Annotated in this window: 42 protein-coding genes; 37 read left to right on the top strand and 5 right to left on the bottom strand. The window is 50.8% G+C overall.

Annotated features, from left to right (window positions below):
- Positions 1-72 precede the first annotated feature (72 nt).
- From bfd to AC6I8X_RS18245, 33 genes are all read left to right on the top strand, one after another.
- Entirely contained in the window at positions 73-267 is a 195-nt protein-coding gene (gene bfd, locus AC6I8X_RS18405; RefSeq protein ID WP_013510772.1) for a bacterioferritin-associated ferredoxin, read from the top strand.
- Between the two features lie 101 nt (positions 268-368).
- Entirely contained in the window at positions 369-851 is a 483-nt protein-coding gene (gene bfr, locus AC6I8X_RS18400; protein WP_497840255.1) for a bacterioferritin, read from the top strand.
- Between the two features lie 312 nt (positions 852-1,163).
- Complete coding sequence (gene rpsJ, locus AC6I8X_RS18395) at positions 1,164-1,475, top strand: 30S ribosomal protein S10 (protein ID WP_001181005.1); 312 nt, start codon at positions 1,164-1,166, stop codon at positions 1,473-1,475.
- 32 nt (positions 1,476-1,507) lie between these two features.
- On the top strand, positions 1,508-2,134 hold the full coding sequence (gene rplC, locus AC6I8X_RS18390; protein WP_497840254.1) for a 50S ribosomal protein L3: 627 nt from the start codon (positions 1,508-1,510) through the stop codon (positions 2,132-2,134).
- A gap of 10 nt (positions 2,135-2,144) precedes the next feature.
- A complete protein-coding gene (gene rplD, locus AC6I8X_RS18385) occupies positions 2,145-2,750 on the top strand; it encodes a 50S ribosomal protein L4 (protein ID WP_013510769.1) in 606 nt (201 codons plus the stop codon).
- Positions 2,747-3,049, top strand: coding sequence for a 50S ribosomal protein L23 (gene rplW, locus AC6I8X_RS18380; RefSeq protein ID WP_010618574.1), 303 nt, complete (start codon positions 2,747-2,749; stop codon positions 3,047-3,049). Before rplD ends, rplW begins: the two co-directional genes overlap by 4 nt.
- 17 nt (positions 3,050-3,066) lie before the next feature.
- The gene (gene rplB, locus AC6I8X_RS18375) at positions 3,067-3,888 is read left to right on the top strand and encodes a 50S ribosomal protein L2 (protein WP_084877326.1); all 822 of its coding nucleotides are present in this window, start codon (positions 3,067-3,069) and stop codon (positions 3,886-3,888) included.
- A 16-nt stretch (positions 3,889-3,904) separates the two neighbouring features.
- Positions 3,905-4,183: a 30S ribosomal protein S19 gene (gene rpsS, locus AC6I8X_RS18370; protein WP_001138115.1), complete on the top strand. Its 279-nt coding sequence runs from the start codon at positions 3,905-3,907 to the stop codon at positions 4,181-4,183.
- A gap of 13 nt (positions 4,184-4,196) precedes the next feature.
- Entirely contained in the window at positions 4,197-4,529 is a 333-nt protein-coding gene (gene rplV / locus AC6I8X_RS18365) for a 50S ribosomal protein L22 (RefSeq protein ID WP_007891659.1), read from the top strand.
- Positions 4,530-4,546: 17 nt separating this feature from the next.
- On the top strand, positions 4,547-5,245 hold the full coding sequence (gene rpsC / locus AC6I8X_RS18360; protein WP_009087585.1) for a 30S ribosomal protein S3: 699 nt from the start codon (positions 4,547-4,549) through the stop codon (positions 5,243-5,245).
- Positions 5,246-5,257: 12 nt separating this feature from the next.
- A complete protein-coding gene (gene rplP, locus AC6I8X_RS18355) occupies positions 5,258-5,668 on the top strand; it encodes a 50S ribosomal protein L16 (protein ID WP_002438716.1) in 411 nt (136 codons plus the stop codon).
- Complete coding sequence (gene rpmC / locus AC6I8X_RS18350; RefSeq protein WP_013510767.1) at positions 5,668-5,859, top strand: 50S ribosomal protein L29; 192 nt, start codon at positions 5,668-5,670, stop codon at positions 5,857-5,859. The genes rplP and rpmC overlap by 1 nt, the downstream gene beginning before the upstream one ends.
- Complete coding sequence (gene rpsQ, locus AC6I8X_RS18345; RefSeq protein WP_013510766.1) at positions 5,859-6,113, top strand: 30S ribosomal protein S17; 255 nt, start codon at positions 5,859-5,861, stop codon at positions 6,111-6,113. Before rpmC ends, rpsQ begins: the two co-directional genes overlap by 1 nt.
- Positions 6,114-6,283: 170 nt before the next feature.
- Positions 6,284-6,655, top strand: coding sequence for a 50S ribosomal protein L14 (gene rplN, locus AC6I8X_RS18340; RefSeq protein WP_013510765.1), 372 nt, complete (start codon positions 6,284-6,286; stop codon positions 6,653-6,655).
- A gap of 10 nt (positions 6,656-6,665) precedes the next feature.
- Positions 6,666-6,980: a 50S ribosomal protein L24 gene (gene rplX / locus AC6I8X_RS18335; protein ID WP_084877324.1), complete on the top strand. Its 315-nt coding sequence runs from the start codon at positions 6,666-6,668 to the stop codon at positions 6,978-6,980.
- A 14-nt stretch (positions 6,981-6,994) separates the two neighbouring features.
- Positions 6,995-7,534 (top strand): 50S ribosomal protein L5, encoded by a 540-nt coding sequence (rplE, locus tag AC6I8X_RS18330; RefSeq protein WP_013510763.1) that lies wholly within the window; start codon positions 6,995-6,997, stop codon positions 7,532-7,534.
- A gap of 14 nt (positions 7,535-7,548) precedes the next feature.
- A complete protein-coding gene (rpsN, locus tag AC6I8X_RS18325) occupies positions 7,549-7,854 on the top strand; it encodes a 30S ribosomal protein S14 (protein ID WP_006120592.1) in 306 nt (101 codons plus the stop codon).
- 32 nt (positions 7,855-7,886) lie between these two features.
- A complete protein-coding gene (gene rpsH, locus AC6I8X_RS18320) occupies positions 7,887-8,279 on the top strand; it encodes a 30S ribosomal protein S8 (protein ID WP_013510762.1) in 393 nt (130 codons plus the stop codon).
- 12 nt (positions 8,280-8,291) lie between these two features.
- Positions 8,292-8,825 carry a 50S ribosomal protein L6 gene (gene rplF, locus AC6I8X_RS18315; RefSeq protein ID WP_208716706.1) on the top strand — a complete coding sequence of 178 codons (534 nt, stop codon included), beginning with the start codon at positions 8,292-8,294 and terminating at the stop codon, positions 8,823-8,825.
- A 9-nt stretch (positions 8,826-8,834) separates the two neighbouring features.
- A complete protein-coding gene (gene rplR / locus AC6I8X_RS18310; RefSeq protein WP_013510760.1) occupies positions 8,835-9,188 on the top strand; it encodes a 50S ribosomal protein L18 in 354 nt (117 codons plus the stop codon).
- Between the two features lie 14 nt (positions 9,189-9,202).
- On the top strand, positions 9,203-9,703 hold the full coding sequence (gene rpsE, locus AC6I8X_RS18305; protein ID WP_013510759.1) for a 30S ribosomal protein S5: 501 nt from the start codon (positions 9,203-9,205) through the stop codon (positions 9,701-9,703).
- A gap of 5 nt (positions 9,704-9,708) precedes the next feature.
- The gene (gene rpmD / locus AC6I8X_RS18300) at positions 9,709-9,888 is read left to right on the top strand and encodes a 50S ribosomal protein L30 (RefSeq protein ID WP_013510758.1); all 180 of its coding nucleotides are present in this window, start codon (positions 9,709-9,711) and stop codon (positions 9,886-9,888) included.
- 3 nt (positions 9,889-9,891) lie between these two features.
- On the top strand, positions 9,892-10,326 hold the full coding sequence (rplO, locus tag AC6I8X_RS18295; protein WP_299447422.1) for a 50S ribosomal protein L15: 435 nt from the start codon (positions 9,892-9,894) through the stop codon (positions 10,324-10,326).
- Between the two features lie 7 nt (positions 10,327-10,333).
- A complete protein-coding gene (secY, locus tag AC6I8X_RS18290; protein ID WP_013510756.1) occupies positions 10,334-11,665 on the top strand; it encodes a preprotein translocase subunit SecY in 1,332 nt (443 codons plus the stop codon).
- Positions 11,666-11,697: 32 nt separating this feature from the next.
- Complete coding sequence (gene rpmJ, locus AC6I8X_RS18285) at positions 11,698-11,814, top strand: 50S ribosomal protein L36 (protein WP_004160566.1); 117 nt, start codon at positions 11,698-11,700, stop codon at positions 11,812-11,814.
- A gap of 146 nt (positions 11,815-11,960) precedes the next feature.
- Positions 11,961-12,317 (top strand): 30S ribosomal protein S13, encoded by a 357-nt coding sequence (rpsM, locus tag AC6I8X_RS18280; RefSeq protein ID WP_013510755.1) that lies wholly within the window; start codon positions 11,961-11,963, stop codon positions 12,315-12,317.
- Between the two features lie 16 nt (positions 12,318-12,333).
- Positions 12,334-12,723 (top strand): 30S ribosomal protein S11, encoded by a 390-nt coding sequence (gene rpsK, locus AC6I8X_RS18275; protein WP_004160563.1) that lies wholly within the window; start codon positions 12,334-12,336, stop codon positions 12,721-12,723.
- Positions 12,724-12,755: 32 nt separating this feature from the next.
- Positions 12,756-13,376, top strand: coding sequence for a 30S ribosomal protein S4 (rpsD, locus tag AC6I8X_RS18270; RefSeq protein ID WP_013510754.1), 621 nt, complete (start codon positions 12,756-12,758; stop codon positions 13,374-13,376).
- 25 nt (positions 13,377-13,401) lie between these two features.
- Complete coding sequence (locus AC6I8X_RS18265) at positions 13,402-14,391, top strand: DNA-directed RNA polymerase subunit alpha (protein ID WP_007891688.1); 990 nt, start codon at positions 13,402-13,404, stop codon at positions 14,389-14,391.
- Between the two features lie 40 nt (positions 14,392-14,431).
- Complete coding sequence (gene rplQ, locus AC6I8X_RS18260; RefSeq protein WP_003850180.1) at positions 14,432-14,818, top strand: 50S ribosomal protein L17; 387 nt, start codon at positions 14,432-14,434, stop codon at positions 14,816-14,818.
- Positions 14,819-14,930: 112 nt separating this feature from the next.
- A complete protein-coding gene (locus AC6I8X_RS18255) occupies positions 14,931-15,302 on the top strand; it encodes a DnaJ family domain-containing protein (protein WP_299447406.1) in 372 nt (123 codons plus the stop codon).
- 1 nt (position 15,303) lies between these two features.
- Positions 15,304-15,741, top strand: a complete 438-nt coding sequence (gene zntR / locus AC6I8X_RS18250; RefSeq protein WP_313688149.1) for a Zn(2+)-responsive transcriptional regulator — start codon at positions 15,304-15,306, stop codon at positions 15,739-15,741.
- Positions 15,742-15,790: 49 nt separating this feature from the next.
- Complete coding sequence (locus AC6I8X_RS18245; RefSeq protein ID WP_299447400.1) at positions 15,791-15,991, top strand: alternative ribosome-rescue factor A; 201 nt, start codon at positions 15,791-15,793, stop codon at positions 15,989-15,991.
- A gap of 36 nt (positions 15,992-16,027) precedes the next feature.
- Here the strand turns inward: AC6I8X_RS18245 and mscL are convergent, their stop codons facing one another.
- The 5 genes from mscL to def all read right to left on the bottom strand — a co-directional run bounded on the left by mscL (position 16,028) and on the right by def (position 20,773).
- Positions 16,028-16,438: a large-conductance mechanosensitive channel protein MscL gene (gene mscL / locus AC6I8X_RS18240; RefSeq protein ID WP_299447397.1), complete on the bottom strand. Its 411-nt coding sequence runs from the start codon at positions 16,436-16,438 to the stop codon at positions 16,028-16,030.
- 114 nt (positions 16,439-16,552) lie between these two features.
- Positions 16,553-17,929 carry a Trk system potassium transporter TrkA gene (gene trkA, locus AC6I8X_RS18235; RefSeq protein ID WP_084877300.1) on the bottom strand — a complete coding sequence of 459 codons (1,377 nt, stop codon included), beginning with the start codon at positions 17,927-17,929 and terminating at the stop codon, positions 16,553-16,555.
- Between the two features lie 30 nt (positions 17,930-17,959).
- On the bottom strand, positions 17,960-19,246 hold the full coding sequence (gene rsmB / locus AC6I8X_RS18230) for a 16S rRNA (cytosine(967)-C(5))-methyltransferase RsmB (protein WP_497840253.1): 1,287 nt from the start codon (positions 19,244-19,246) through the stop codon (positions 17,960-17,962).
- Between the two features lie 48 nt (positions 19,247-19,294).
- Positions 19,295-20,239 (bottom strand): methionyl-tRNA formyltransferase, encoded by a 945-nt coding sequence (fmt, locus tag AC6I8X_RS18225; protein WP_313688155.1) that lies wholly within the window; start codon positions 20,237-20,239, stop codon positions 19,295-19,297.
- A gap of 21 nt (positions 20,240-20,260) precedes the next feature.
- On the bottom strand, positions 20,261-20,773 hold the full coding sequence (gene def / locus AC6I8X_RS18220) for a peptide deformylase (protein ID WP_084877293.1): 513 nt from the start codon (positions 20,771-20,773) through the stop codon (positions 20,261-20,263).
- Between the two features lie 117 nt (positions 20,774-20,890).
- On the opposite strand from def, the gene dprA reads away from it, so the two are divergent.
- From dprA to tsaC, 4 genes are read left to right on the top strand one after another with little or no spacing between them, the layout of a single operon-like run.
- Positions 20,891-22,015, top strand: a complete 1,125-nt coding sequence (dprA, locus tag AC6I8X_RS18215) for a DNA-protecting protein DprA (protein ID WP_497840252.1) — start codon at positions 20,891-20,893, stop codon at positions 22,013-22,015.
- On the top strand, positions 21,987-22,460 hold the full coding sequence (smg, locus tag AC6I8X_RS18210; RefSeq protein ID WP_084877288.1) for a DUF494 family protein Smg: 474 nt from the start codon (positions 21,987-21,989) through the stop codon (positions 22,458-22,460). The genes dprA and smg overlap by 29 nt, the downstream gene beginning before the upstream one ends.
- Positions 22,461-22,484: 24 nt before the next feature.
- A complete protein-coding gene (locus AC6I8X_RS18205; protein ID WP_084877285.1) occupies positions 22,485-23,039 on the top strand; it encodes a DNA topoisomerase family protein in 555 nt (184 codons plus the stop codon).
- The gene (tsaC, locus tag AC6I8X_RS18200) at positions 23,036-23,611 is read left to right on the top strand and encodes an L-threonylcarbamoyladenylate synthase type 1 TsaC (RefSeq protein ID WP_497840251.1); all 576 of its coding nucleotides are present in this window, start codon (positions 23,036-23,038) and stop codon (positions 23,609-23,611) included. The genes AC6I8X_RS18205 and tsaC overlap by 4 nt, the downstream gene beginning before the upstream one ends.

Here is a 23,611-nt window from a genome sequence, read left to right as displayed (position 1 = left end):
AAAATCCAGGTTTGAAATAAAAACCATTCTCATTTACACTTTGATCAGAAATTGTACTGGAGTCCGTAGTGAATGTACGTCTGTCTGTGTAATGCCGTGAGTGATAAAACCCTCCGTGAGGTGGTTCGCCGCTATCAGCCCAAATCTATTCAGCATTTGCGACAGCTGGTTCCTATTGGAAAACAGTGCGGTAAATGCATTCGCGCCGCGCGTGAGATTATGGATGATGAATTGCAGCAGGTGCCGCTGTACAAAGAAATTGCCTGATACCAGGCCTGCCTGAGTAATAACCACAAAAACTGTCGCGTTTTTTTGACTTCTTTTTATCCGCATCTACGCTCTAATTAACTGGAAGCGGAGGAAGCGAAATGAAGGGCGACACTAAAATCATAAATCATCTCAACAAATTGCTGGGGAATGAGCTGGTTGCAATCAATCAGTACTTTCTTCATGCGCGCATGTTCAAAAACTGGGGTCTGATACGCCTCAACGATGTGGAATACCACGAATCCATTGATGAAATGAAGCATGCGGACAAGTACATTGAACGCATTCTGTTTCTTGAAGGGATTCCTAATCTGCAGGATCTGGGGCGGTTGCGTATTGGTGAAGATGTACCGGAAATGCTGCAGTCTGACCTGGCACTGGAACTGGAAGGTGCGAAGGACCTGCGCGAAGCGATTGCCTACGCGGATAAAGTTCACGATTACGTCAGCCGCGATATGATGATCGAAATCCTGGCGGATGAAGAACACCATATTGACTACCTGGAGACCGAGCTGGACCTGATTCAGAAAATCGGGATTCAGAATTACCTGCAGGCACAAATCAAAGAGGAGGGCGACAGCTAAGCTGATTGCTTTCCCTGGATAATCGAGCCCGCAACGATCTGTGATCGTTGCGGGTTTTCTTTATCGCACCATTGCCTGTTCTGGTTAAAAACGCATCACGGCTTGCTTCCTATACAAATTTGCGTATAATGCGCGGGCCTGCCAATATTGGCTGGCGCGATTCGAGCAGAATCGCAGGTGGCTGTAAGTTAGGTCGCCTGACAATACTCCCAATTGGGGAGTTATATGCTGAACGATTACACTCCCCCATCAATCGTAATGGGTGCGGGTAGTAATTTTTTTCGTTTATAAAATGTTTGGAGCTCTGGTCTCATGCAGAACCAAAGAATCCGTATCCGTCTTAAAGCGTTTGATCATCGCCTGATCGATCAATCAACCGCGGAAATCGTTGAGACTGCCAAGCGCACTGGTGCGCAGGTACGTGGTCCGATCCCGCTGCCGACTCGCAAAGAGCGCTTCACCGTTCTGATCTCTCCGCACGTTAACAAAGATGCGCGTGATCAGTACGAAATCCGCACTCACAAGCGTCTGGTAGACATCGTTGAGCCAACTGAAAAAACCGTTGATGCTCTGATGCGTCTGGATCTGGCTGCCGGTGTTGACGTGCAGATCAGCCTGGGTTAATCAGGTCATCGAGCGATTGAGAGGTTGATACAATGAGTGGTTTAGTCGGTAAAAAAGTGGGCATGACCCGCATCTTCACTGAAGATGGCGTTTCAATCCCAGTAACCGTTATTGAAGTTGAAGCAAACCGCGTTACCCAGGTGAAAACTCTGGAGAACGATGGTTACCAGGCGATCCAGGTTACCACCGGTGCTAAAAAAGCTAACCGCGTGACCAAACCGGAAGCAGGTCATTTTGCTAAAGCTGGCGTTGAAGCTGGCCGTGGTCTGTGGGAATTCCGCACCGAAGGTGAAGAATACTCAGTAGGCCAGAGCATCAGTGTTGAAATCTTCGCTGAAGTTAAAAAAGTAGACGTAACCGGTACCTCTAAAGGTAAAGGTTTCGCAGGTACCGTTAAGCGCTGGAACTTCCGTACCCAGGACGCGACTCACGGTAACTCCTTGTCTCACCGTGTACCGGGTTCTATCGGTCAGAACCAGACTCCGGGCAAAGTGTTCAAAGGCAAGAAAATGGCTGGTCAGCTGGGTAATGAGCGCGTAACCGTTCAGAGCCTGGAAGTGGTACGTGTTGACGCTGAGCGCAACCTGCTGCTGGTGAAAGGTGCAGTTCCGGGTGCGACCGGTAGCGACCTGATCGTTAAACCGGCTGTGAAGGCGTAAGGGGATAGCAATGGAATTAGTATTGAAAGACGCGCAGAGCGCGCTGACTGTTTCCGAAACTACCTTCGGTCGTGATTTCAACGAAGCGCTGGTTCACCAGGTTGTTGTTGCCTACGCTGCAGGTGCTCGTCAGGGTACTCGCGCGCAGAAAACTCGTGCCGAAGTAACTGGTTCAGGCAAAAAGCCGTGGCGCCAGAAAGGTACCGGCCGTGCGCGTTCAGGTTCTATCAAGAGCCCGATCTGGCGTTCAGGTGGCGTGACCTTCGCTGCACGTCCGCAGGACCACAGTCAAAAAGTTAACAAAAAGATGTACCGCGGCGCGCTGAAAAGCATCCTGTCCGAGCTGGTACGTCAGGACCGTCTGATCGTTGTCGAGTCGTTCTCTGTTGAAGCACCGAAAACCAAGCTGCTGGCACAGAAACTGAAAGACATGGCGCTGGAAGACGTGCTGATCATCACCGGTGAACTGGATGAGAATCTGTTCCTGGCTGCGCGTAACCTGTACAAGGTTGACGTGCGTGATGCAGCGGGTATCGACCCAGTTAGCCTGATCGCCTTCGACAAAGTCGTTATGACTGCTGAAGCAGTTAAGCAAGTTGAGGAGATGCTGGCATGATCCGTGAAGAACGTCTGCTGAAAGTACTGCGCGCGCCGCACGTATCTGAAAAAGCATCTACCGCGATGGAAAAAACCAATACCATCGTTCTCAAAGTTGCTAAAGACGCGACCAAAGCAGAGATCGTTGCTGCTGTTGAGAAACTGTTCGAAGTAGAAGTTAAAGACGTAAACACCCTGGTTGTTAAGGGTAAAGTTAAGCGTCACGGACAGCGTATCGGTCGTCGTAGCGACTGGAAAAAAGCTTACGTCACCCTGAAAGAAGGCCAGAACCTGGACTTCGTCGGCGGCGCTGAGTAAGTCGGAGGAGAAAGACAATGGCAGTTGTTAAATGTAAACCGACATCTCCGGGTCGTCGCCACGTAGTTAAAGTGGTGAACCCTGAGCTGCACAAGGGCAAACCTTTTGCTCCGCTGGTAGAAAAAAACAGCAAATCCGGTGGTCGTAACAACAATGGTCGTATCACTACCCGTCATATCGGTGGTGGTCATAAGCAGGCTTACCGTATTGTTGACTTCAAACGCAACAAAGATGGTATCCCGGCAGTTGTTGAGCGTCTTGAGTACGATCCGAACCGTTCTGCGAACATCGCACTGGTTCTGTACAAAGATGGCGAACGCCGTTACATCCTGGCCCCTAAAGGCCTGAAAGCTGGCGACCAGGTTCAGTCTGGCGTTGATGCTGCGATCAAAGCAGGTAACACCCTGCCGATGCGTAACATCCCAGTTGGTTCTACCGTGCACAACGTAGAAATGAAACCAGGCAAAGGCGGTCAGATTGCTCGCTCTGCTGGTACTTACGTGCAGATCGTTGCGCGTGAAGGTTCCTACGTTACCCTGCGTCTGCGTTCAGGTGAAATGCGTAAAGTCGAAGCTGACTGCCGCGCAACTCTGGGCGAAGTCGGTAACGCTGAGCACATGCTGCGCGTTCTGGGTAAAGCCGGTGCAACCCGTTGGCGTGGTGTTCGTCCTACCGTTCGCGGTACTGCGATGAACCCAGTCGATCACCCGCACGGTGGTGGTGAAGGTCGTAACTTTGGTAAGCACCCGGTAACGCCGTGGGGCATTCAGACCAAAGGTAAGAAGACCCGTAGCAACAAGCGTACTGATAAATTTATCGTACGTCGCCGTAGCAAATAATTTTAGAGGATAAGCCATGCCACGTTCTCTCAAGAAAGGTCCTTTTATTGACCTGCACTTGCTGAAGAAGGTAGAGAAAGCGGTGGAAAGCGGAGACAAGAAGCCCCTGCGCACCTGGTCCCGTCGTTCAACGATCTTCCCTAACATGATCGGTTTGACCATCGCTGTCCATAATGGTCGTCAGCACGTTCCTGTCTTTGTTTCCGACGAAATGGTCGGCCACAAGCTGGGTGAATTTGCACCGACACGTACTTATCGCGGCCATGCTGCAGATAAGAAAGCCAAGAAGAAATAAGTAGGAGGAAGAGATGGAAACTATTGCTCAACATCGCCATGCTCGTTCTTCTGCTCAGAAGGTTCGCCTCGTTGCTGACCTGATTCGCGGTAAGAAAGTGTCGCAGGCTCTGGATATTCTGACTTACACCAACAAGAAAGCGGCTGTACTGGTTAAGAAAGTCCTGGAATCTGCCATTGCTAACGCCGAACACAACGATGGCGCTGATATCGACGATCTGAAAGTTGCGAAAATTTTCGTAGACGAAGGCCCAAGCATGAAGCGCATTATGCCGCGTGCAAAAGGTCGTGCAGATCGCATCCTGAAGCGCACCAGCCACATTACTGTGGTTGTGTCCGATCGCTGAGACTCTGGAGACTAGCAATGGGTCAGAAAGTACATCCTAATGGTATTCGCCTGGGTATTGTAAAACCATGGAACTCTACCTGGTTTGCGAACACCAAAGAATTCGCTGACAACCTGGACAGCGATTTTAAAGTACGTCAGTTCCTGACTAAAGAACTGGCAAAAGCGTCTGTATCTCGCATCGTTATCGAGCGTCCGGCTAAGAGCATCCGTGTGACCATTCACACTGCTCGCCCGGGTATCGTTATCGGTAAGAAAGGTGAAGACGTAGAAAAACTGCGTACGGTCGTCGCGAATATCGCTGGCGTTCCTGCACAGATCAACATCGCTGAAGTCCGTAAACCGGAACTGGACGCAAAACTGGTAGCTGACAGCATCACTTCACAGCTGGAGCGTCGTGTGATGTTCCGTCGTGCTATGAAGCGTGCAGTACAGAACGCCATGCGTCTGGGCGCGAAGGGTATCAAAGTTGAAGTTAGCGGCCGTCTGGGCGGCGCGGAAATCGCACGTACCGAATGGTACCGCGAGGGTCGCGTACCGTTGCACACTCTGCGTGCTGACATTGACTACAACACCTCTGAAGCGCACACCACTTATGGTGTAATCGGCGTTAAGGTATGGATCTTCAAAGGTGAGATCCTGGGTGGTATGGCTGCTGTTGAACAACCGGAACCGGCTGCTCAACCTAAAAAGCAGCAGCGTAAAGGCCGTAAGTAAGGAGAGTCGCTGATGTTACAACCAAAGCGTACGAAATTCCGTAAAGTGCACAAAGGCCGTAACCGCGGTCTGGCGCAGGGTACGGATGTTAGCTTCGGTACTTTCGGTCTGAAAGCTGTTGGCCGTGGTCGTCTGACTGCACGTCAGATCGAAGCAGCACGTCGTGCTATGACCCGTGCAGTTAAGCGTCAAGGTAAGATCTGGATCCGTGTATTCCCGGACAAACCGATCACCGAGAAGCCGCTGGAAGTGCGTATGGGTAAAGGTAAGGGTAACGTGGAGTATTGGGTTGCCCTGATCCAGCCTGGTAAAGTCCTGTATGAAATGGACGGCGTACCGGAAGAGCTGGCCCGTGAAGCATTCAAGCTGGCAGCAGCAAAACTGCCTATCAAAACCACCTTTGTAACTAAGACGGTGATGTAATGAAAGCAACTGAGCTGCGTGAAAAAAGCGTTGAAGAGCTTAACGCTGAGCTGCTTAACCTGCTGCGTGAGCAGTTTAACCTGCGCATGCAAGCAGCATCCGGCCAACTGCAGCAGACCCATCTGCTGAAGAATGTGCGCCGTGATGTTGCACGCGTTAAGACTTTACTGACTGAGAAGGCGGGTTCGTAATGACCGATAAAATCCGTACTCTGCAAGGTCGTGTTGTTAGTGACAAAATGCAGAAATCTGCAGTTGTTGCTATCGAGCGTTTTGTGAAGCACCCGATCTACGGTAAATTCATTAAACGTACGACTAAGCTGCACATCCACGACGAAAACAATGAATGCGGTATCGGTGACGTGGTTGAAATCCGCGAATGCCGTCCGCTGTCCAAGACTAAGTCCTGGACGCTTGTTCGCGTTGTAGAGAAAGCGGTTCTGTAATAGAATCCACTTCCTCTAAAAAATAAGATGAACGGCTCTCGCGAGCCGTTCATTTTTTCTACCCATATGCAGGAACCGGTGTTATAATGCCGCGCCCTCAATTATGGGGCTTTTTAACGACCTGAGGTTTTGGGTCCCGAAGTAGTAGTTGACATTAGCGGAGCACTAAAATGATCCAAGAACAGACTATGCTGAACGTCGCCGACAACTCCGGTGCACGTCGCGTAATGTGTATCAAGGTTCTGGGTGGCTCGCACCGTCGCTACGCAGGCGTCGGCGATATCATCAAAGTTACCATCAAGGAAGCAATTCCGCGTGGTAAGGTGAAAAAAGGTGATGTCCTGAAGGCGGTAGTGGTGCGCACCAAGAAGGGTGTTCGTCGCCCGGACGGTTCTGTCATTCGCTTCGATGGTAACTCTTGCGTTATTTTAAACAATAACTCTGAGCAGCCTATCGGAACGCGTATTTTTGGGCCGGTAACTCGTGAACTTCGTACTGAAAAGTTCATGAAAATTATCTCTCTGGCACCTGAAGTACTCTAAGGAGCGAACAATGGCAGCGAAAATCCGTCGTAACGACGAAGTTATCGTGCTGACCGGCAAAGATAAAGGTAAGCGCGGTAAAGTAAAGAATGTCCTGACTTCTGGTAAGGTCATCGTTGAAGGTATCAACCTGGTTAAGAAACACTCAAAGCCGGTTCCGGCTCTGAACCAACCAGGTGGCATCGTTGAAAAAGAAGCTGCTATTCAGGTTTCTAACGTTGCAATCTTCAATGCGGCAACCGGCAAGGCTGACCGTGTAGGCTTTAGATTCGAAGAAGGCAAAAAAGTCCGTTTCTTCAAGTCTAATAGCGAAACTATCAAGTAATTTGGAGTAGTACGATGGCGAAACTGCATGATTACTACAAAGACGAAGTAGTCCAGAAACTCATGACTGAGTTCGGCTACAATTCTGTCATGCAAGTCCCTCGGGTCGAGAAGATCACCCTGAACATGGGTGTTGGTGAAGCGATCGCTGACAAGAAACTGCTGGATAACGCAGCAGCTGACCTGGCAGCAATCTCCGGTCAAAAACCGCTGATCACCAAAGCACGCAAATCAGTTGCAGGCTTCAAAATCCGTCAGGGCTATCCGATCGGCTGTAAAGTAACTCTGCGCGGCGAGCGCATGTGGGAGTTCTTTGAGCGCCTGATCACTATTGCTGTACCGCGTATCCGTGACTTCCGTGGCTTGTCCGCGAAGTCTTTCGACGGTCGTGGTAACTACAGCATGGGCGTTCGTGAGCAGATCATCTTCCCAGAAATCGACTACGACAAAGTCGATCGCGTTCGTGGTTTGGATATTACCATTACCACTACTGCGAAATCTGATGATGAAGGCCGTGCTCTGCTGGCTGCCTTTGACTTCCCGTTCCGCAAGTAAGGTAGGGTTACTTCATGGCTAAGCAATCTATGAAAGCACGCGAAGTTAAGCGTGTGAAATTAGCAGACAAGTTCTTCGCAAAACGCGCTGAACTGAAAGCGATCATTTCTGATGTGAACGCTTCTGACGAAGATCGTTGGGATGCCGTTCTCAAGCTGCAGAGTCTGCCGCGTGATTCCAGCCCTTCACGTCAGCGTAACCGCTGCCGTCAAACAGGTCGTCCGCACGGTTTCCTGCGGAAGTTTGGGTTGAGCCGTATCAAGGTCCGTGAAGCCGCAATGCGCGGTGAAATCCCGGGTCTGAAAAAGGCAAGCTGGTAATTGTCACCATTTGAATCACGGGAGTAACACAGATGAGCATGCAAGATCCGATCGCGGATATGCTGACCCGTATCCGTAACGGTCAGGCCGCGAACAAAGTTGCGGTCTCTATGCCTTCCTCCAAGCTGAAAGTGGCAATTGCCAACGTGCTGAAGGAAGAAGGCTATATTCAAGATTTTAAAATCGAAGGCGACATCAAGCCGGAACTGGAACTGACTCTTAAGTATTTCCAGGGTAAAGCTGTTGTAGAAAACATTCAGCGTGTTAGCCGTCCAGGTCTGCGCATCTATAAGAAAAAAGATGAGCTGCCAAAAGTAATGGCTGGTCTGGGCATCGCTGTAATTTCTACATCTAAAGGTGTTATGACTGATCGTGCAGCGCGCCAGGCTGGTCTTGGTGGCGAAATTATCTGCTACGTAGCGTAATCGGAGGAAAACATGTCTCGTGTTGCAAAAGCACCTGTCGTTGTTCCTGCCGGCGTAGAGGTAAAACTCAACGGTCAGGAAGTTTCGATCAAAGGTAAAAACGGCGAGCTGACTCGTACTATCAACCAAGCTGTTGAAGTTAAGCATGCAGACAACGCCCTGACTTTCGCTCCGCGCGAAGGTTATGCGGATGGTTGGGCACAAGCAGGTACTGCTCGTGCGCTGCTGAACGGCATGGTTATTGGTGTTACCGAAGGCTTCACCAAGAAGCTGCAATTGGTCGGTGTTGGTTATCGTGCAGCTGTAAAAGGCAACTCTGTGAGTCTGGCCCTGGGCTTCTCTCACCCTGTTGACCATGCACTGCCGGCTGGCATCACTGCCGAATGCCCAACTCAGACTGAAATCGTGCTGAAAGGCGCTGATAAGCAGCTGATTGGTCAGGTTGCAGCTGATCTGCGCGCCTACCGTCGTCCTGAGCCTTACAAAGGCAAGGGTGTTCGTTACGCCGACGAAGTCGTGCGTACCAAAGAGGCTAAGAAGAAGTAAGGTAACACTATGGATAAGAAATCTGCTCGTATCCGTCGTGCGACCCGTGCACGTCGCAAGCTCAAAGAGCTGGGTGCTACTCGCCTGGTGGTACATCGTACCCCGCGTCATATCTACGCACAGGTGATCGCCCCGAACGGTTCCGAAGTTCTGGTTGCTGCTTCTACTGTAGAAAAAGCTATCGCTGAACAACTGAAGTATACCGGTAACAAAGACGCCGCTGCAGCTGTAGGTAAAGCTCTGGCTGAGCGCGCAATCGAAAAAGGCATCAAAGATGTTTCTTTCGACCGTTCCGGTTTCCAATATCATGGTCGCGTCCAGGCACTAGCAGATGCTGCTCGTGAAGCTGGCCTTCAGTTCTAAGGTAGAGGTCTAAGATGGCACACATCGAGAAACAAGCTGGCGAACTGCAGGAAAAACTGATCGCGGTAAACCGTGTTTCTAAAACTGTTAAAGGTGGTCGTATTTTCTCCTTCACAGCTCTGACTGTGGTAGGTGATGGTAACGGTCGCGTCGGTTTTGGTTACGGTAAAGCGCGCGAAGTTCCAGCAGCGATCCAGAAAGCGATGGAAAAAGCCCGTCGCAATATGATTAACGTCGCGCTGACTCACGGCACCCTGCAGCACCCGGTTAAAGGTGCGCACACGGGTTCTCGTGTGTTCATGCAGCCGGCTTCTGAAGGTACCGGTATCATCGCCGGTGGTGCAATGCGCGCCGTTCTGGAAGTCGCTGGAGTTCATAACGTTCTGGCTAAAGCCTATGGTTCCACCAACCCGATCAACGTGGTTCGTGCAACTATTGACGGCCTGGGCAATATGAAGTCTCCGGAAATGGTCGCTGCCAAGCGTGGTAAATCCGTTGAAGAAATTCTGGGGTAATCACCATGGCGAAGACTATTAAAATTACACAAACCCGTAGCTCAATCGGCCGCCTGCCTAAGCACAAAGCCACTCTGGTTGGCCTGGGTCTGCGTCGCATTGGTCACACCGTAGAGCGTGAAGACACGCCGGCTGTACGCGGTATGATCAACGCGATTTCCTACATGCTGAAAGTGGAGGAGTAAGAGATGCGTTTAAACACTCTGTCTCCGGCCGAAGGGTCTAAGCACGCTTCTAAGCGTTTGGGTCGTGGTATCGGTTCTGGCCTCGGTAAAACCGGTGGTCGTGGTCACAAAGGTCAGAAGTCTCGTTCTGGCGGTGGCGTACGTCGCGGTTTCGAGGGTGGTCAGATGCCTCTGTACCGTCGTCTGCCGAAATTCGGTTTCACCTCTCGCAAAGCAATGGTCACTGCAGAAGTTCGTCTGTCTGACCTGGCGAAAGTTGAAGGCGGTATCGTTGACCTGAACACGCTGAAAGCAGCAAACATTGTCGGTGTTCAGATTGAATTTGCGAAAGTGATTCTGTCTGGTGAAGTTTCTACACCGGTAACGGTTCGCGGTCTGCGTGTCACCAAAGGTGCTCGTGCTGCAATCGAAGCTGCTGGCGGTAAAATCGAGGAATAAGTAGCAGATGGCAAAGCAACCGGGATTAGATTTTCAAAGTGCCAAAGGTGGCTTTGGTGAACTGAAGCGCAGACTATTGTTTGTTATCGGTGCACTGATTGTCTTCCGTATTGGCTCTTTTATTCCAATCCCCGGTATCGATGCCACTGTACTTGCCAAACTGCTTGAGCAACAGCGTGGCACCATCATTGAAATGTTTAACATGTTCTCTGGTGGTGCTCTCAGTCGTGCCTCAATCTTTGCACTGGGTATTATGCCGTATATTTCGGCCTCTATTATTATCCAGTTGCTGACGGTGGTTCATCCGGCGTTAGCGGAGATTAAGAAAGAAGGGGAGGCTGGCCGTCGTAAGATTAGCCAGTATACCCGTTATGGCACGCTGGTTTTGGCCGTATTCCAGTCGATCGGTATTGCTACCGGTCTGCCGAATATGCCTGGAATGCAGGGTCTGGTAATTAATCCAGGCTTTGCATTCTACTTTACCGCTGTTGTAAGTCTGGTTACTGGAACAATGTTCCTGATGTGGCTGGGCGAACAGATTACTGAGCGTGGTATCGGTAACGGTATCTCGATCATTATCTTTGCTGGTATTGTTGCGGGTCTCCCGCCGGCCATTGGCCATACCATCGAGCAAGCGCGGCAAGGCGACCTGCACTTCCTTCTGTTGCTGTTGGTTGCAGTTCTCGTATTTGCAGTGACCTTCTTCGTTGTTTTCGTAGAACGTGGTCAACGCCGAATTGTGGTGAACTACGCTAAGCGTCAGCAAGGTCGTCGAGTTTATGCTGCACAGAGCACACATTTACCGTTGAAAGTGAATATGGCAGGGGTTATCCCGGCAATCTTCGCTTCCAGCATTATCCTGTTCCCGGCGACGATAGCATCCTGGTTCGGGGGCGGTACCGGTTGGAACTGGCTGACAACAATTTCGCTGTATTTGCAGCCAGGACAGCCGCTTTATGTGCTACTCTATGCGACTGCAATCATCTTCTTCTGTTTCTTCTACACGGCGTTGGTTTTCAACCCGCGTGAAACAGCAGATAACCTGAAGAAGTCTGGTGCATTCGTACCGGGAATTCGTCCGGGAGAGCAAACGGCGAAGTACATCGATAAAGTAATGACACGTCTGACCTTAATCGGCGCACTGTATATTACTTTTATCTGCCTGATCCCGGAGTTCATGCGTGATGCCATGAAGGTTCCCTTCTACTTTGGCGGTACTTCACTGCTCATCGTAGTGGTTGTCATCATGGACTTTATGGCTCAAGTGCAAACTCTGATGATGTCGAGTCAGTACGAGTCTGCATTGAAGAAAGCTAACCTGAAAGGCTATGGCCGTTAATTCAGGCGCTTGAGAAGTTACGGAGAGTAAAAATGAAAGTTCGTGCTTCCGTCAAGAAATTATGTCGTAACTGCAAAATCATCCGTCGCGACGGCGTCGTACGTGTGATTTGCAGCGCCGAGCCTAAGCATAAACAGCGCCAGGGCTGATTTTCTCACATATTTTTCTTGCAAAGTCGGGTTGAGCTGGCTAGATTAGCCAGCCAATCTTTTGTATGTCGATGCGTTTCCATTTGAGTATCCTGAAAACGGGCTTTTCAGCATGGTTCGCATTTATTTAATTATAGGAGTGCATAGTGGCCCGTATAGCAGGCATTAACATTCCTGATCAAAAACACACCGTTATCGCATTAACTTCGATTTTCGGTATCGGCAAAACCCGTTCTAAAGCCATCTGTGCTGAAACGGGCATCGCTGAAAATGTTAAGATCAGTGAGCTGTCTGAAGAACAAATTGATCAGCTGCGTGATGCAGTTGCTAAATTCGTTGTAGAAGGTGATCTGCGCCGTGAAATCACCCTGAGCATCAAGCGTCTGATGGACCTTGGTTGCTACCGTGGTTTGCGCCATCGTCGTGGTCTGCCAGTACGCGGTCAGCGTACCAAGACCAACGCACGTACCCGTAAGGGTCCGCGTAAACCGATCAAGAAATAATCGGGGTGAGTAAATAATGGCAAAGGCACCAGTTCGTGCACGTAAACGTGTAAGAAAGCAAGTCTCAGATGGCGTGGCTCACGTCCATGCTTCTTTTAACAACACCATCGTTACCATTACTGATCGTCAGGGTAACGCACTGGGTTGGGCAACCGCCGGTGGTTCCGGTTTCCGCGGTTCACGTAAATCTACTCCGTTTGCTGCTCAGGTCGCTGCAGAGCGCTGTGCAGAAGCCGTGAAAGATTACGGTATTAAGAACCTGGAAGTTATGGTTAAGGGTCCGGGTCCGGGTCGCGAATCTACTATTCGTGCTCTGAACGCCGCTGGTTTCCGCATCACTAACATTACTGATGTGACTCCGATCCCTCACAACGGTTGTCGTCCGCCGAAAAAACGTCGCGTTTAACGCCTCGTTTTTAGGATAGTTGGAGAAAGAAAATGGCAAGATATTTGGGTCCTAAGCTCAAGCTGAGCCGTCGTGAGGGCACTGACTTATTCCTTAAGTCTGGTGTTCGCGCGATCGATTCCAAGTGCAAAATTGAACAAGCCCCTGGTCAGCATGGTGCGCGTAAACCGCGTCTGTCTGATTACGGCGGTCAGTTACGTGAAAAGCAAAAAGTTCGTCGTATCTACGGCGTGCTGGAGCGTCAGTTCCGTAACTACTATAAAGAAGCAGCGCGTCTGAAAGGCAACACCGGTGAAAACCTGTTAGCTCTGCTGGAAGGTCGTCTGGATAACGTAGTTTACCGTATGGGTTTTGGTGCCACTCGTGCAGAAGCACGTCAGCTGGTGAGCCACAAATCTATCCTGGTGAACGGCCGCGTTGTTAACATCGCTTCTTATCAGGTATCTCCGAATGATGTCGTAAGCATCCGTGAGAAAGCCAAAAAGCAATCTCGCGTGAAGGCCGCTCTGGAGCTGGCTGAGCAGCGTGAAAAGCCAACCTGGCTGGAAGTTGATGCGACTAAGATGGAAGGTGTGTTCAAGCGTATTCCTGAGCGTACTGATCTGTCTGCGGACATTAACGAACACCTGATCGTCGAGCTTTACTCTAAGTAAAGCTTAGTACCAAAGAGAGGACACAATGCAGGGTTCTGTGACAGAGTTTCTAAAACCGCGCCTGGTAGATATCGAGCAAGTGAGTTCGACGCACGCCAAGGTGACCCTTGAGCCGTTAGAGCGTGGCTTTGGCCATACTCTTGGTAACGCACTGCGCCGTATTCTGCTTTCTTCCATGCCGGGTTGCGCGGTGACCGAGGTTGAGATTGATGGCGTGCTCCACGAGTACTCCACCAAAGAGGGCGTACAGGAAGATATCCTGGAAATCCTGCTTAACCTGAAAGGGCTGGCGGTAAGAGTTCAGGGTAAAGATGAAGTCATCCTGACCCTGAATAAATCTGGCATTGGCCCTGTGACTGCAGCCGACATTACCCACGACGGTGATGTCGAAATCGTCAAGCCGCAGCATGTGATCTGCCATCTGACCGATGAAAACGCATCTATTAGCATGCGTATCAAAGTTCAGCGTGGTCGTGGTTATGTGCCGGCTTCTGCCCGAATTCATTCGGAAGAAGATGAGCGCCCAATCGGCCGTCTGTTAGTTGACGCATGCTACAGCCCTGTAGACCGTATCGCCTACAATGTTGAAGCAGCGCGTGTTGAACAGCGTACCGACCTGGACAAGCTGGTCATCGAAATGGAAACCAACGGCACAATCGATCCTGAAGAGGCGATTCGTCGTGCGGCAACCATCCTGGCAGAACAACTGGAAGCTTTCGTTGACTTACGTGATGTACGTCAGCCGGAAGTGAAAGAAGAGAAACCAGAATTCGATCCGATCCTGCTGCGCCCTGTTGACGATCTGGAATTGACTGTCCGCTCTGCTAACTGCCTTAAGGCAGAAGCTATCCACTACATCGGTGATCTGGTACAGCGTACCGAGGTTGAGCTGCTTAAAACGCCTAACCTGGGTAAAAAATCTCTTACCGAGATTAAAGACGTGCTGGCCTCACGTGGTCTGTCTCTGGGCATGCGCCTGGAAAACTGGCCGCCGGCAAGCATTGCTGATGAATAACCGGATCACAGGTTAAGGTTTCACTGAGAAGGATAAGGTCATGCGCCATCGTAAGAGTGGTCGTCAACTGAACCGTAACAGCAGCCATCGTCAGGCTATGTTCCGCAACATGGCTGGTTCTCTGGTTCGTCATGAGATCATTAAGACGACTCTGCCGAAAGCCAAAGAGCTGCGTCGCGTAGTTGAGCCGCTGATTACTCTTGCCAAGACCGACAGCGTAGCTAATCGTCGTCTGGCATTCGCCCGCACTCGTGATAACGAGATCGTGGCAAAACTGTTTAACGAGCTGGGCCCGCGTTTCGCGAGCCGTGCCGGTGGTTACACTCGTATTCTGAAGTGTGGCTTCCGTGCTGGTGACAACGCTCCGATGGCATACATCGAGCTGGTTGATCGTCCAGAAGCTCAAGCAGAAGCTGCTGCAGAGTAATTTGCAGTAACGTAAAAGACCCGCTTCGGCGGGTTTTTTATTGCCTGTCGTTTCTTCCCATTTCTCCCCCTTCCGCTATGCTGATGGCTGTTATCCCGATCAGGAGCGACTCATGTGGTTAATTGACCAGCTTGCCGAACAGCACATTCTTGCTGCTCAGGAAAAAGGTGAACTCAGCAATTTGCCTGGTGAGGGAGCGCCGTTGCAACTCGATGATGAAAGTGGTGTACCTGAAGAACTGCGTACCGGGTATCGGCTGTTAAAAAATGCCGGATTTTTACCGCCAGAATTGGAAATGCGACGTGAAGCCCTGCAAGTTCAGGATCTGCTCCGGGAATTGGATCCTGACGATCATCAGGCGCATGAACTATCGAAACGGTTGAGTTTACTGGAGCTCAAATTACGTCAGGCGGGAATGAGCACCACGTTCCTACGCGGCGACTATAGCGATGCGATTAAACACCGACTGATGCAGGAGAAATAACATGTACCGTATCGGCCAACTCGCCAAAATGGCAGATGTCACACCTGACACCATCCGTTTTTATGAAAAGCAAAACATGATGGATCATGAAGTCAGAACCGAAGGGGGTTTTCGCTTATATAGTGATGACGATCTGCAACGTCTGCGTTTCATCCGTTATGGACGCCAGCTGGGGTTTAGCCTCGATTCTATTCGTGGATTATTATCGATCCGCATCGATCCCGAACATCATACCTGTCAGGAATCTAAAGCTATTGTGGCGAAGCGTCTTGATGAGGTCAGCTCAATGATCGCTGAGTTGCAAACGATCGAGCGTTCGTTGCAACGACTGGCAGAAACCTGTTGTGGCGATTTACATAGCAGCGCTTGTTGCTCAATCCTGGAAGCCCTGGAGAAGGGGGAAGAACCCCATCCGGAAAATTGCTGTAGTAAGGATTGAATTTATGGCGCAAAGGCCTATAGTTGCGCAATCACTAACCGGAGGAAATATGAGCCGTTATCAGCACCAAAAAGGTCAGATCAAAGACAACGCTATTGAAGCTCTATTGCACGATCCGCTATTTCGTCAGCGTGTTGAGCAAAATCAAAAAGGGAAAGGTAGTTATCGTCGCAAAGACAAACATGCGAAACGAGGCAACTGGGAGGCCAGTGGTAAGCAAAGCGGTTTACCACTGGCCTTCTGGTTTTAATCATAAAAAAACCGCCTGGTGAGGCGGTTCCTTGAATCAGATTTTGTTATTTTGTTGCTTGAGCAGGTCACGAATTTCCGTCAGTAACAACTCTTCGTTGGTTGGTTTCGGATCCGGTTTTTCCACTTCTTTCTTTTTATATAATTTATTCATGAGCTTGATGGCGATGAAAATGGCAAGTGCCACGATAACGAAATCAAAAATACTCTGAATAAAGACACCGTATTCCATCACCACGGGAGCTACTGCACCTTCTGCGGGTTTGAGTACCCATTTGAATTGCTTAAAATCGACCCCGCCGATCAGCAAGCCTAAAGGCGGCATGATGATATTAGCCACCAGTGATGAAACAATCTTACCGAAAGCGGCACCGATAATCACACCAACTGCGAGGTCAACTACGTTGCCACGCATCGCAAAATCACGAAACTCTTTGAAAAAACTCATTGTTATCTCCTTGTCCTGGCCAATGCCTAAAGTTTAACAAACCTTTCTACATTTGCCATTACAACAAGGGATTAAGTTGGATTATCACGGCGGGCAACGGATTGCCCGCAGCGATTACAGGAAGAAGGGGCTTGGCTGGAAGAGCCGTTCGACATCAGGCACAAACTTCTTGTCGGTCAGGAACATAATCACATGATCCCCCTGTTCGACGCGAACGTTGTCATTGGCGATGATAACTTCATCACCGCGCACTACGGCACCGATGATGGTACCGGGTGGCAATTTAATATCTTCAATCAGGCGTCCCACTACGCGTGAAGTTGTTTCTTCACCGTGCGCGATCGCCTCGATCGCTTCAGCGATACCACGGCGTAATGATGAGACACCTACAATGTCAGCTTTACGTACATGTCCCAGAAGCGCGGAAATGGTCGCCTGCTGCGGCGAAATGGCAATATCAATCACGCTGCCCTGAACCAGATCAACATAGGCCCGGCGCTGGATCAACACCATGACTTTTTTTGCCCCCATTTTCTTCGCCAGCATGGCGGACATGATGTTGGCTTCATCGTCATTAGTAACAGCAATAAACAGATCGATTTGATCGACATGTTCCTCAGCCAGCAACTCCTGATCGGAGGCATCACCGTAGAATACAATGGTATCCTGCAATTGCTCGGCCAGTTCTGCAGCACGTTGCGGATTCCGCTCGATCAACTTCACGCTGTACTGTTTTTCCAGACGCTGTGCTAGGCCAAAGCCGATATTCCCACCGCCAACCAGCATGATACGTTTGTAAGGCTTCTCCAGGCGTTGCATCTCGCTCATTACGGCACGAATATGCTGACTTGCCGCGATAAAGAAGACTTCATCACCCGCTTCAACAATGGTTGAACCTTGCGGACGAATCGGGCGATCCTGGCGGAAGATGGCGGCAACACGGGTATCAATATGCGGCATATGTTCGCGCAGAATGGAGAGCGGATTTCCTACCAGTGGCCCACCATAATAGGCTTTAACCACTGCCAAACTCACTTTTCCTTCGGCAAAATTCACCACCTGCAGTGCACCAGGGTACTGGATCAAACGATAAATATTGTCGATTACCAACTGCTCTGGCGAGATCAAATGATCGATTGGCACCGCTTCGGGTACAAACAGCTTTTCAGCATCGCGCAGATAATCAGCCGCACGAATACGGGCAATACGGTTTGGTGTATTGAATAGCGAATAAGCGATCTGACAAGCGATCATATTGGTTTCGTCCGAGCTGGTCACCGCCACCAGCATATCGGCATCCTCAGCACCTGCTTCGCGCAGAATGCGTGGATGAGAGCCATGACCATGCACTACGCGCAGATCAAATTTGTCCTGCAACTGACGCAAACGGGTGGGATCGCTATCCACCACAGTAATGTCGTTGTTTTCACCCACCAGGTTTTCTGCGAGGGTCCCGCCGACCTGTCCGGCACCGAGGATAATAATTTTCATCGCGATGAGCTCTTGTCAGATTGCGCCGTATTATTTTTTCATCAACTTAGCGTAGAAGAAACCATCCCCGCCATCTGTGTTAGGAAATACCTGCCAGCCATTCGCCTGACCCTGCGGCAATGCCTCAGCTATCGCATCGGAATGGGCAGCCAGAAATGCGCTGATCTGCTGATGGTTTTCTTCCGGCAGGATCGAGCAGGTGGCGTAAAGCAGTGTGCCTCCGCTTTTCAGGCGTGGCCATACTGCTGCGAGGATTTCACGTTGCAGGCTGGCCAATTCAGCGATATCCCGATCGCGTCGCAGCCATTTGATATCGGGATGGCGGCGGATCACGCCGGTTGCCGAACAGGGGGCATCCAGCAGAATACGGTCAAATTGTTGATCTCCACACCATTGTGCTGGCATGCGGCCATCACCCTGACGCACGTCCGCCTGCATGCCGAGACGTTGCAGGTTTTCCCTGACGCGTACCAGACGTTGTTCATCAATATCGACGGCTAACACCTGCGCCTGCGGTGCGATTTCAAGGATATGGGTGGTTTTTCCGCCTGGTGCTGCACAAAGGTCGAGAATGGTTTCGCCATTTTGTGGTTCAAGCAACAACGCACAACGTTGTGCGGATAAATCCTGAACTGTTACCCAGCCCTGATCAAAACCGGGCAACAACCCGACAGGAGCGGGAGCTTCCAGCCGCAGCGCATCTGGAACATCCCCAGGGAAAGCGTTTTTTTCTGCCTGCTCAAGCAGTGCCAGCCAGGCGTCTCGTGAATGATGCTGGCGGTTGACGCGCAGCCACATTGGCGGACGCTGATTATTTGCGTCCACAATCTGCTCCCACTGCTCAGGCCATGCGGTTTGCAAACGTTTGAGCAACCAGCCGGGATGCAAATAACGCTGCGCACCCTGATCCACTTCAGCAACCAGCGTTTCCTGCTGGCGCTGAAACTGGCGCAATACGCCATTGAGTAATCCTTTCAGGTTAGCGCGCTTCAGCACTTCAGCACCAGCCACGGTTTCCGCCAGCGCAGCATGGGGCGGTATGCGGGTATACAGCAACTGATACAGTCCGACCATAATCAGATAATGGAGAACGCGTTGCTTACCGGTTAAGGGGCGCTCCATCAGCTTGCCAATTAACGCTTCAAGCTGCGGCAAAGTACGCATGACGCCAAAGCAGAGCTCCTGCAATAACGCAGCGTCTTTATCGGAAAGCGCTTTTTGCGCACCAGGCAGAATAGCGTTAAGCGACTCGCCTTTATCCACTACGCGTTCAATTAATTGCGCGGCCAGGCTACGCAGGTTTGTCGTTTTTTTCATGCGATTCATTCATCAAACAAAAAGCCCGGTGTTAACCGGGCTACGGGATCAGGCCAGAATGCTGCCAGGAGTGAACCATTCACGGCGTGAGTTAAGCAAATCCTGTGCGGACATGGCTTTTTTACCGGCAGGCTGTAGCGAAAGCAAATTCAGAACACCATCAGCCGTCGCAATCTGAATACCTTGCTTATCGGCATGAAGTATTTCACCTGGCTGTTTGGCCTGATGGGGTAACACGCTGGCTTGCCAGACTTTCACGGGTTGATCATCAACCATGAAATAGCTCATCGGCCAGGGATTGAATGCGCGAATACAGCGTTCAAGCTGTGCGGCAGAAAGCGTCCAGTCGAGGCGGGCTTCTTCTTTGCTCAGCTTCTCGGCGTAGCTAACCATCGCTTCGTCCTGTTTTTCCGGCTGTATGCTGCCGTTTGCCAGTTGCTCCAGCGTCTTCAGCATTCCTTCAGGACCAAGTTGCGCTAACTTGTCATACAGCGTGGCACTGGTGTCATGTTCGGTAATCGGGCAGGCAAGTTTATGCAGCATGTCGCCGGTATCCAGACCTACATCCATCTGCATAATGGTTACGCCAGTTTCGGCATCGCCAGCCCAGAGCGAACGTTGAATCGGGGCGGCACCACGCCAGCGCGGCAGCAGAGAACCGTGAACATTGATACACCCCAGACGCGGCATATCCAGCACGGCTTTTGGCAGGATGAGACCATAGGCCACCACCACCATTACATCAGCTTGCAGGTCGGCGACCAGTTGCTGGTTTTCCGCAGGTTTTAATGATTTCGGCTGAAAAACCGGAACGTTGTGCGCTTGTGCAAGGACTTTAACCGGGCTGGGTGTGAGTTTATTGCCACGGCCAGCTGGGCGATCGGGCTGCGTAAAGACGCCAACCACCTGATGCTCAGAAGCAAGCAACGCGTCAAGATGACGCGCTGCAAAGTCAGGTGTACCGGCAAAAATGATTTTTAGCGGTGCAGACACAGTTTAACCTTCTATTTGCACTCAGGATGCGCGTGCATTCTGGCGTGCCAGTTTTTCCAGTTTCTGTTTAATGCGCTGACGTTTCAGCGGGGACAGATAATCAATAAAGAGTTTGCCATCGAGATGGTCGATTTCGTGCTGAATGCAGATAGCCAGCAAGCCATCAGTTTCCAGCTCGAAAGTATTACCGTCACGATCCTGCGCACGCACTTTTACCCACTCAGCGCGCGGCACAAAAGCACGTTGTTCCGGGATGGAGAGACAGCCTTCTTCGATGCCGGTTTCGCCACCTTTTTCCAGCAACTCTGGGTTAATCAACACCAGGCGCTCTTCGCGGCTTTCCGACACATCAATCACGATAATGCGCTGATGAATATCAACCTGAGTCGCTGCAAGGCCAATGCCTTCTTCAGCGTACATCGTTTCAAACATGTCATCGACGATGCGTTGCACACCAGCATCAACGGTTTTCACCGGTGCTGCGATTTTGCGAAGACGGTCATCAGGGTAATGTAATACCTGCAAAACTGACATAAATTTCCAGATCTGTATGCGTTAAAGAAAAGATTACTACCTCATATTGTAGACTTTTTGGGGCCTGATTGACAGCATTGCACCGCATGATGGCACCGGCTGAACAGGGAGTGAGGCGTGGACAAAATTGAGTGGATGCTCAGGCTGGCAAATGTGAAAGGACTCAGTGGGCAGCAGATCCGCCATCTGGCGGAAAGGCTGCAAACCACCGGGCATATGGATGATGATTTGATGAGGTCGCAGCGACTGAGTGAAACGCAGCGAAAACAATTTCATACACTATGCTCACGGCAGCTTTTACGTACTCGCCAGTGGCTGGAGAATCCACAACATCAGCTGCTTTCGGTGCTGGACAGCGATTTTCCCCCTGCGCTGGCTGAGATCAGTCGTTTTCCTTCGCTATTGTATGTAATGGGTAATGCCGCAGCGTTACATACGCCACAACTCGCGGTGGTTGGGAGCCGCCATTGCTCTCATTATGGAAGCGAGTGGGGAAGCTATTTCGCACAGCAACTGGCGGTGAATGGATTGACCATCACCAGCGGTCTGGCGCGGGGGATTGATGGCATTGCTCATCGGGCGGCGCTGAATGCGTCCGGTAAAACCATTGCGGTGCTGGGTAGCGGACTGAAACATATCTATCCGAAAAGTCACCAACAGTTGGCACAGGATATCGTTAACAATGGCGGTGCGCTGATTTCGGAGTTTCCTCTGGAAATGGCCCCATATGCGGTAAATTTCCCACGACGCAATCGTATTATCAGCGGGTTGAGCCTTGGAGTGTTGGTAGTAGAAGCCTCATTTAAAAGCGGTTCACTGGTGACGGCGCGTTATGCACTGGAACAAAACCGCAATGTCTATGCTTTACCCGGTGCATTAGGTAACGCGGGCAGTGAAGGGACGCACTGGTTAATCCAGCAGGGTGCGTTGCTGGTTGTGCATCCTGATAATATTCTCGAAGACCTGCGTTCCACGTTGCATTGGCTACCTGCCACAACCTCAGAAACAATATATTCACATGACAGTGACGATGTTCCATTGCCATTTGCAGACGTGTTGGCTAACGTAGGTGATGAGGTTACACCTGTTGACGTCGTCGCTGAACGTGCCGGCCAACCTGTGCCAGTTATCTCAGCCCAGTTGCTGGAGCTGGAGTTAGCAGGATGGATCGCAGCTGTACCCGGCGGCTATGTCCGATTGAGGAGGGCATGCCATGTTCGACGTACTTATGTACTTGTTTGAGACCTATATCCACAACGAAGCCGAAATGCGCGTTGATCAGGATAAATTGACCGATGATTTAACTGATGCCGGTTTTCATCGTGAAGATATCTACAATGCGTTGAATTGGCTTGAGAGACTGGCGGATTACCAGGAAGGTTTAGTTGCGCCAGTGTTGCTGGCGAACGATCCGCTCTCAATGCGAATCTACACGGAGGAAGAGAGCCTGCGTCTGGATGCCGAATGTCGTGGTTTTATTCTGTTCCTGGAACAAATCCAGGTGCTGAATATGGAAACTCGCGAAATGGTTATCGAACGTGTGATGGCCCTCGATACCCTCGAATTCGATCTGGAAGATCTCAAATGGGTGGTGCTGATGGTGTTGTTTAACATCCCAGGATGCGAAAATGCCTATCAGCAAATGGAAGAACTGTTATTCGACGTCAATGAAGGTATGCTGCATTAATTTGCGCTTGATGCATCGGGTTATATGAGTAAATCAGCACTATTTACCGTGCGTAAACATGATCCCTGCCCCGCTTGCGGGGCAGATTTAGTGATACGTGCCGGCAAACATGGTCCATTTCTTGGCTGTGCCAACTTTCCTGCCTGCGAGTATATCCGCCCGCTGAAAAACCAGGGCGATGGCCATATCGTTAAAGTCCTGGAAGGCCATGCCTGTCCGCAATGTGGCGCTGATAAAGTGCTGCGTCAGGGACGCTTTGGTATGTTTGTTGGCTGCAGCCACTATCCTGAATGTGATTATACTGAAACGATTGATAAGCCTGACGAGACGGCTATTGCCTGTCCACAGTGCCAAAGTGGGAAGCTGGTTCAGCGCCGTTCGCGCTATGGTAAGACGTTCCACTCCTGCGATCGTTATCCAGACTGCCAGTTTGCGCTGAATGCGACCCCGATTGAGGGTGTCTGCCCGCACTGCCAGTTCCCTCTATTAATTGAAAAGAAAACCGCGCAGGGCAAGAAACGTTTCTGCGCCAGTAAGCGCTGCGGCAAACCCGTAGTGCAGGACAATGAATTACCATGACGCAAAATCACTCTTCAGCGGAAAACCTGGAATTCTGTATTAACCAGCTGCAGCAACATGCGGTGATCGCTTATCCCACAGAAGCGGTCTTTGGTCTGGGATGTGACCCGGACAGCGAAAGTGCTGTGATGTCATTACTTGCGCTGAAACAGCGGCCTGTCGAAAAAGGATTGATCCTGATTGCGGCCGACTATGCTCAGCTGGAACCCTACGTTGCCGATCAGGAGCTTTCCGTGGTGCAGCGTGAACGTATGTTTGCCTGTTGGCCGGGGCCGGTCACGTTTGTCGTACCGGCCTCCCCACATACGCCACGGTGGCTAACTGGACGTTTTGACTCGCTGGCGATTCGCGTTAGCGACCATCCTGATGTGCAGGCGCTGTGTCAGCGCTTCGGTAAACCGCTGGTTTCAACCAGTGCCAATCTTTCAGGCGAGACGCCATGTCGCACCGTTGCCGAAGTCGCTCAGCAATTTGGTGCTGAGTTTCCGGTATTAGCGGGTGAAACGGGCGGACGTCTTAATCCTTCTGAAATCCGCGACGTTATCAGCGGCGAACTTATCCGCCAGGGCTAA

Source organism: Pantoea sp. X-Soil-TKNS-1280 (assembly GCF_059730475.1).
The sequence above is the reverse complement of the archived record's forward strand: the minus strand, read 5'-3'. Positions and strand labels throughout refer to the sequence as shown.